Source organism: Sandarakinorhabdus sp., from assembly GCF_041689835.1.
GTDB lineage: Bacteria > Pseudomonadota > Alphaproteobacteria > Sphingomonadales > Sphingomonadaceae > Sandarakinorhabdus.
This window is the reverse complement of record NZ_JBDNFM010000158.1, coordinates 1-6,652: the sequence shown is the minus strand read 5'-3', so window position 1 is coordinate 6,652 and position 6,652 is coordinate 1. Positions and strand designations below refer to the sequence as shown.

The following is a 6,652-nucleotide window of genomic DNA, read 5'->3' as shown; positions in this document are numbered from 1 at the left end:
TCGGCGGCGTGCCGGTGCCGCCGGCCGGGCGTATCGAAGGTGCGCTGGCCCGCAGCACAGCTAATCGCCAGAAAATGGCCATCGTGAAGGACGGCCGCGGCAAGCGCGCCGTGACGCATTTCCGCACGATTGCAGCCTATGATGGCGCAGCGCGGGTGGAATGCCGGCTCGAAACCGGGCGCACCCATCAGATTCGCGTTCACATGGCGTCCATTGGCCACGCGTTACTGGGAGATGCCGTTTACGGGCGCACCCCCGGAAAACTGGCACCGATGCTGAAGGATCTGGCCTTCGAACGCCAGGCCCTGCACGCCGCCACGCTGGGCTTCGTGCATCCCGTGACCCAAGAAAAGCTTTCTTTCGAAAGCCCCCTGCCAGCCGATATGGTGGCGTTGATGGACGCCCTGGAAAACCGCTGATTCTGGAACCGGATTGGAGTGAAACGATGAGCACGAACCTGCCCGCCGCAAAACCGGCAAGCATCCCGGCGCTGGGATCGGAAGCCGGCCTCAACCGTTATCTGGCGGAAATCCGGCGGTTTCCGCTGCTGGCGCCGGAGCAGGAATATATGCTGGCCAAGCGCTGGGCCGAGCACCAGGATCCGGCCGCCGCTACCAAGCTGGTGACCAGCCACCTGCGCCTGGTGGCACGCATCGCCATGGGCTACCGCGGCTATGGTCTGCCGGTGAACGAACTGATTGCGGAAGGCAACATCGGCCTGATGCAGGGCGTGCGAAAATTCGATGCCGAAAAGGGCTTTCGCCTTGCCACCTATGCGATGTGGTGGATCAAGGCCGCGATTCAGGAATATATCCTGCGCAGCTGGAGCCTGGTGAAGATCGGCACCACCGCAGCCCAGAAAAAGCTGTTTTTCAACTTGCGCCGCATGAAGGGCAAGATCGGCGCGGTCGAAGACGGCGATCTGCGCCCCGAAGCGGTAACGCATATCGCGACCACACTGGGCGTTGCCGAAAACGAAGTCGTTTCGATGAACCGTCGCATGGGGCACGGCGGCGATGCCAGCCTGAACAGCCCGCTGCGGGAGGAAGGCGAAGGCGAGTGGCAGGATTGGCTGGCCGATGATGGCCCGTTGGCCGACGAATTGCTGGCCGACAGCGAGGAACGCGATCAGCGCCACACGCTGCTGGTGCAGGCGATGGCCACCCTCAACGATCGGGAACGCGACATCCTGAGCCAGCGCCGCCTGAGCGACGAACCGGAAACGCTGGAGCAATTGTCCCAGCGCTATGCCATCAGCCGCGAGCGCGTGCGCCAGATCGAAGTGCGCGCCTTTGAAAAACTGGCCAAGGCGATGCAGGAAGCCGCCACCGAGCAGCGCCTGCTCCCCGAGCAGGTTTAAGCCCAAGGTTTCCCGGTTCTGCGCATTGACGGCGCGCCCCGGTTTCCCGCAGATGGCGGCATGATCGGCCGCGTTATCGGATTTATTGTTGGCTGGTTCTTCCGGCTGCTCGCCGCTGTCATCGTGCTCAGCATCATCTGGGTTGCGGCCTACCGGTTCCTACCGCCGCCGATCACGTTTCTGGCGGCGCGCGATTCCATCGCCGGCAAGCGGGTCCAGCAAAGCTGGGTGCCCCTCACCGCCATGTCACGATCGTTGCCGCGCGCCGTGATCGGAGCGGAGGATGCCAATTTCTGCACCCACCACGGCATTGATTTCGAAGCGGTGAAGGCCGCCGCCCAGGCCAATTTTCAGGGCCGCAAGTTGCGCGGCGGTTCCACGATCAGCCAGCAAACCGCCAAGAACGCCTTTCTGTGGCCGGGGCGATCTTATGTGCGAAAGGGCCTCGAAGTCTGGTTCACCGGCCTCATCGAGCTGCTGTGGGGCAAGCCGCGCATCATGGAAATCTATCTCAACATCATTGAAATGGGCCCCGGCATCTATGGCATGCCGGCAGCGTCGCAGCATTATTTCGGCACCACCGTCGATCGCCTGTCGCCCAAACAAGCCGCACGGCTCACCGCGATCCTGCCGCAGCCAATCAAGCGCAGCGTTGCCAAGCCATCGAAATCCGTCCGCCGCTACGCCCGCCGCATCGAACGGCGGGTGAAGGTGGTGCGCGACGGGGGGATTGACGCCTGCCTGTGGAATTGACGGACGGGCAATTCACCAAAACCGCGTCACCCCGGCGTTCGCCGGGGTGACGCGTGTAACGTGACGGTCGTCCGCCTCAATCCGGCACCACCAGATATTTCTGCCCGGTCGCGCGGCGATACCAGCCGGCAACAGCGCCCGGTTCCAGCATCCCGGCCAGGCTCACCTTGTGGCTGTAATGGCTGGCGAAGGTGGTGGTCAGTTCGTCGGCAACCCGTTGTTTCAGCCGGGCATAAGCGCCGGGGCCGAACGTGCGCATGCGCGGGAACAGCAGCCAGCCGCCCACCGCCCAGGCCATGCCGAAACCGCGCCCAAAGCTGGTCGGCGCCATATCGAGCCCGCCATAGATGTAAACCTGCTTCAGCACTTCCGAACCATAGCGGCTGTAGCCGCCAGGACGCGTGTTGATGGCCGCTTCCATCGCGGTAAGGATCTGCCCGGCCAGTTGCCCGCCGCCGATCGCATCAAAGGCCAGGGTTGCGCCGGTTTCGGTGCAGGCGGCGACCAACAGTGCCATGAAATCCGGCGCAGTCGAATCGATCACATGCACGGCTCCAAGGCCCTTCAGCAGCGCTGCCTGCTGCGCCGAACGCACGATGTTCACCAGCGGCACGCCATCGGCAGCGCAAATTTTCACCAGCATCTGGCCCAGGTTCGATGCGGCGGCGGTATGGATGATGGCGCTATGGCCTTCGGCGCGCATGGTTTCAACAAAACCCAGCGCGGTCAGCGGGTTGACGAAGCACGATGCGCCCTGTTCAGCCGTCGCCCCTTCGGGCAGCAGCAGGGCTTCCTCGGCCTTCACCACCCGGTAATCGGCATAGGTCGCGCCGCCGATGATGGCCACCTTGCGCCCCAGCAGATGCTCAGCGCCCGCGCCCGCGGCAACCACGGTGCCAGCGCCTTCGTTGCCGCACGGCAGCGCCTGGTCGGCGCGCGCCGCCATCGCCCGCATCAGGGCCGGCGGCACGGCAGCACGGATTGCGCCCGGCTCCCCGCGCGCCGTCGTCATGTCGGCCGCGCCGGTGAGCAAGCCAATGTCCGACGGGTTGATCGGCGCCGCTTCGATGCGGATCTTGATCTCGCCGGCCCCGGCTTCCGGCTCCGGCACCTCGGCCACCGCCAGAATAAGCTCACCAGCGGCGGTGATGGTCGATTGAATCTGGCGCATGGGTTTGGTCCTTTGGTTGAAATCAGAAATCCGGCAGCTTGAAACCCGGCGGTAGTTGCATGCCGGCGGTGAGCTTGCCCATTTCGGTGCTGCCGGCTTGATCGGCCTTGGTCTTGGCGTCGTTGAACGCGGCGACGATCAGGTCTTCCAGCATCTCGCGGCTGTCCGGCGTCAGCAGTGAAGGATCGATGGACAGGCCGCGCACGGCGCCGCGAGCGGTGGCGCGCACCTTCACGAGGCCGCCGCCCGACGCACCTTCCACCTCGATCTGATCAAGTTGGGATTGGGCGCGGGCCATCTGTTCCTGCACGTTGCGCGCGGCGTTCATCAATTCTTCAATGCTGGGCATGGCTGTTCTCAGGCGCTTTGTTTGAGGGGGGAGAGTTCGGCTTCGGGAAAGGCAATAAGCAAAGCGGCAACGGTGGGATCGGCGCGCATCGCGGCTTCCAGCGCCGCCAGCGCCGCCAGCTCGGCTTCGCGCAGGGTCGGCTCGCCGCCGCCCGCTTGCCAGTCGATCTGCCATTTCTGCCCGGTCCACTCCTCCAGGCTGCGCGCAATGGCAACCGGCACATCCTTGGGCAAGCCGCTGGCGGCCAGCACCAGGCGCGGCGGTGCAAAACTGATCAGCCGCACATCGTCGGTGAGAAAATGCGCCAGCCGCGCTTCGCTCTGGCGGCGGAACAGCGCCACCATCGCTTCGAAACTGACGGGCATCTCGCCGGTGGGCGGTGCGCTTACCGGCGGCGCGGCGGGCAGGGCGGGGGGGGGCTGGGCAGGGGATTTCAGGGCGGCGGCAGGGGCGGGTGACGGGGAAGAGGCGGGCGCTGACGGGGCAGCCTGGCCCGCGCCCTGTTCCTGCAACTGCTTCACCAGCGCGCCCGGATCGGGCAGATCGGCGGCGTGGCACAGCCGCAGCAGCGCCATTTCAGCGGCTTGCAACGGCACCGGCGCCGCCTGCACTTCCTCCAGCCCCTTGAGCAGCATCTGCCACAGCATCGACAGCCGCGGGAAACTGAGCGCCTGCGCCCACGCATCAAGCGCCGCCTGTTCTTCGGCTGACAAGATCGGATCGCGGCGCGGGGCCAGGCGCTGGCGGGTGATGCCGTGGACAAGGCCCAGCAGTTCGCGCATCAGCTGCGCCGGGTCTTGCCCCAGATCATATTGCCGGGCCACGGCTGCCATCAACTGCGGCACATCGCCGGCCAGCACTTGCCCGAACAACGCCCGCACCGCGCCGCGATCGGCCAGGCCCAGCATGTCGCGCACCGCATCGGCGGTGATCGCTTCGGCACTATGGGCAATCGCCTGATCGAGGATGGACAGCCCGTCGCGCACACTGCCTTCCGCAGCGCGCGCCACCAGCGCCAGCGCGTCGGCTTCGAACGTGACGTTTTCGGCCTGGAGGATGCGGGCGAAATGTTCGGCCAACGTTTCGGCCGACACGCGCTTGAGATCAAAGCGCTGGCAGCGCGACAGGATGGTGGCCGGCACCTTGTTCACCTCGGTGGTGGCCATGATGAATTTCACGCCCGGCGGCGGTTCTTCCAGCGTTTTCAACAGCGCGTTGAACGCCGCCTTCGACAGCATGTGGACTTCATCGATGATGTGGATCTTGTAGCGGGCGGACACGGCAGCATAACGCACGCCTTCAATGATCTCGCGCACATCATCAACGCCGGTGTTGGATGCGGCGTCCATCTCCACCACGTCGATGTGGCGGCCTGCGGCGATGGCAACGCACGGCTCGCACACGCCGCACGGACTGATCGTCGGCCCGCCGTGGCCGTCCGTGCCGATGCAGTTCAGTGCCTTGGCAATGATGCGCGCCGTTGATGTTTTGCCCACCCCGCGCACCCCGGTCAGCAGCCACGCCTGCGCCAGCCGCCCGCGCGCGATGGCATTCCCCAGCGTTTGCACCATCGCCTGCTGGCCGAGCAGCGTATCGAAGGTGGCCGGGCGGTATTTGCGGGCCAGCACGCGGTAAGCCTGCGCCGGGATGGACGCTGGAAGTTCAAGCCCCGGAAAGGCGATATCGGATTCGTCTGACATGCGCTGCCGTTGTAGCCGCTGGAAAGACAAGGCGGAAGGACAGAAGCGCCAAGGCTGTGCCCGCCCGCGCGTTCATGCCCACATAGCCGGGGGGAACTGTGCGGCGCACGGCTGTCGGTGCGTAAATGGTGGGAGCCGGGAACGACCCAAGTCGGAATCGTTGCGGCTGCTTCCTTCCGGATCTGACCGGGTTGGCGAGCGACCTGTCCGCCCAGCTCCCTTCACTCATATGGCAACGGCGGGAGCGGAGCGCAAGTCCCTGTTCAGCGCAAGCTGCTGCAGATGAGCGCCTCAGTTGCGCGCGTTCAAAAAGGAAGCAGCCGCAATAATTCCGGCCTGGGTTGCTCCCGGCCCTCACCCGGAATTTTTGAGCCAAGTCTTGTGAATTTCTGGCCAGCAGGGCAATTTGCCAGCAAGGTCGTAGATCAGCTGATTATGGATGTGGTTCGATGGTGCTCGCTATGACGGTCATGATGCTCGCCGCGCTGGTCGCCTTCCAGAAGCCTGTTGCTGTTGACGTGGAAATTCACCGCAAGGCAGTCATTTCGGAACAGCAGTCTTTCGATCCGGATTTGGTAGAAAAATCTCTTGCTCGTAATCTTGCCAATGTTGGCATCGATGTCGTCACATCACCTCATTTGCCGCGACTTAAAGTTTATATCATGATTGTAAAAGTGAATAAATCATTTCCCGCAACGCAAACTGCAACAATCGCTGCTTACACGGAAATGCTTGAACCCACTGGCAATGGCAGGCCGTCGCCACTCAGCGTGCAAGCTGCCAGTTGCTCGGCGTCTGCCGGATCTGGTGTAAACAGTACAGAACAACAGGTTATTCAACTTGCACTAGCCAGATGCATCGATAAATTGGCTGGGCAGATCAGCAGCAACGTTGTCCGTTTCCGCAAGACGAAATTCGTCGGCTAAAACTGATCGTTGCAAGCCGGATTTACTATTCGGAAATCCCGAAATCATAGACGCGCATGGCGGACGCGCCATTGCCGTTCAGCTTCACGCCCTGCAGCGTCTGGATGAATCCATACTCTCCAACTTGCAGGGGGCGGCTTGGCGTAACTTTGAAGACCCCGGGTCTCACCTGCTCGGTTTCAAAATCGATACGATCCTCATTCATGACTCCCTGTTTTGCACCGAGGATGCTTTGACTGCCTACTCGTGCCTCCCGCCGGCCGCTTTGTGCCTCCCGTTTACCGCTTTTGTCGCGAAAGCGCACCAAGCTCAATTCCACAAGGGAAGTCGTCACCGATCCGTTGTTCGTTTGCCAAACACTGGATGATCCTACAGCTGCGGCGCGGGGGACAG

General features: G+C 63.4%; 7 protein-coding genes, 1 other RNA gene and 1 pseudogene. 4 read left to right on the top strand and 5 right to left on the bottom strand.

Translation table 11 applies throughout. The features are described from left to right. The 3 genes from ACESL8_RS08670 to mtgA form a co-directional block, all read left to right on the top strand. The coding region (locus ACESL8_RS08670) for an RluA family pseudouridine synthase (protein WP_372917868.1) at nt 1–419 on the top strand (419 nt) is incomplete at its 5' end. Nucleotides 420–445: 26 nt separating this feature from the next. Beyond that, entirely contained in the window at nt 446–1,360 is a 915-nt protein-coding gene (gene rpoH, locus ACESL8_RS08665) for an RNA polymerase sigma factor RpoH (RefSeq protein WP_372917866.1), read from the top strand. Between the two features lie 60 nt (nt 1,361–1,420). Next, nucleotides 1,421–2,113 (top strand): monofunctional biosynthetic peptidoglycan transglycosylase, encoded by a 693-nt coding sequence (mtgA, locus tag ACESL8_RS08660; protein ID WP_372917864.1) that lies wholly within the window; start codon nt 1,421–1,423, stop codon nt 2,111–2,113. 76 nt (nt 2,114–2,189) lie between these two features. Here mtgA and ACESL8_RS08655 read toward each other — a convergent pair whose 3' ends face one another. The 4 genes from ACESL8_RS08655 to ffs form a co-directional block, all read right to left on the bottom strand. After that, complete coding sequence (locus ACESL8_RS08655) at nt 2,190–3,284, bottom strand: zinc-binding dehydrogenase (RefSeq protein ID WP_372917862.1); 1,095 nt, start codon at nt 3,282–3,284, stop codon at nt 2,190–2,192. Nucleotides 3,285–3,306: 22 nt separating this feature from the next. After that, a complete protein-coding gene (locus ACESL8_RS08650; protein ID WP_372917860.1) occupies nt 3,307–3,633 on the bottom strand; it encodes a YbaB/EbfC family nucleoid-associated protein in 327 nt (108 codons plus the stop codon). 8 nt (nt 3,634–3,641) lie between these two features. After that, the gene (locus tag ACESL8_RS08645) at nt 3,642–5,333 is read right to left on the bottom strand and encodes a DNA polymerase III subunit gamma/tau (protein ID WP_372917858.1); all 1,692 of its coding nucleotides are present in this window, start codon (nt 5,331–5,333) and stop codon (nt 3,642–3,644) included. 125 nt (nt 5,334–5,458) lie between these two features. Then, an RNA gene (ffs, locus tag ACESL8_RS08640) (signal recognition particle sRNA small type) lies at nt 5,459–5,555 on the bottom strand. A gap of 227 nt (nt 5,556–5,782) precedes the next feature. Here ffs and ACESL8_RS08635 point away from each other — a divergent pair. After that, nucleotides 5,783–6,259 (top strand): hypothetical protein, encoded by a 477-nt coding sequence (locus ACESL8_RS08635; RefSeq protein WP_372917856.1) that lies wholly within the window; start codon nt 5,783–5,785, stop codon nt 6,257–6,259. 25 nt (nt 6,260–6,284) lie between these two features. Here ACESL8_RS08635 and ACESL8_RS08630 read toward each other — a convergent pair. Next, nucleotides 6,285–6,652, bottom strand: a pseudogene (locus ACESL8_RS08630) (hypothetical protein); the annotation flags it as partial.

Coding starts and splice junctions, on each gene's coding strand:
- ACESL8_RS08655 (WP_372917862.1), bottom strand. CDS start 3,284: ATGCGCCAGATTCAATCGACCATCACCGCCGCTGGTGAGCTTATTCTG.
- ACESL8_RS08635 (WP_372917856.1), top strand. CDS start 5,783: ATGGTGCTCGCTATGACGGTCATGATGCTCGCCGCGCTGGTCGCCTTC.
- mtgA (WP_372917864.1), top strand. CDS start 1,421: ATGATCGGCCGCGTTATCGGATTTATTGTTGGCTGGTTCTTCCGGCTG.
- rpoH (WP_372917866.1), top strand. CDS start 446: ATGAGCACGAACCTGCCCGCCGCAAAACCGGCAAGCATCCCGGCGCTG.
- ACESL8_RS08650 (WP_372917860.1), bottom strand. CDS start 3,633: ATGCCCAGCATTGAAGAATTGATGAACGCCGCGCGCAACGTGCAGGAA.
- ACESL8_RS08645 (WP_372917858.1), bottom strand. CDS start 5,333: ATGTCAGACGAATCCGATATCGCCTTTCCGGGGCTTGAACTTCCAGCG.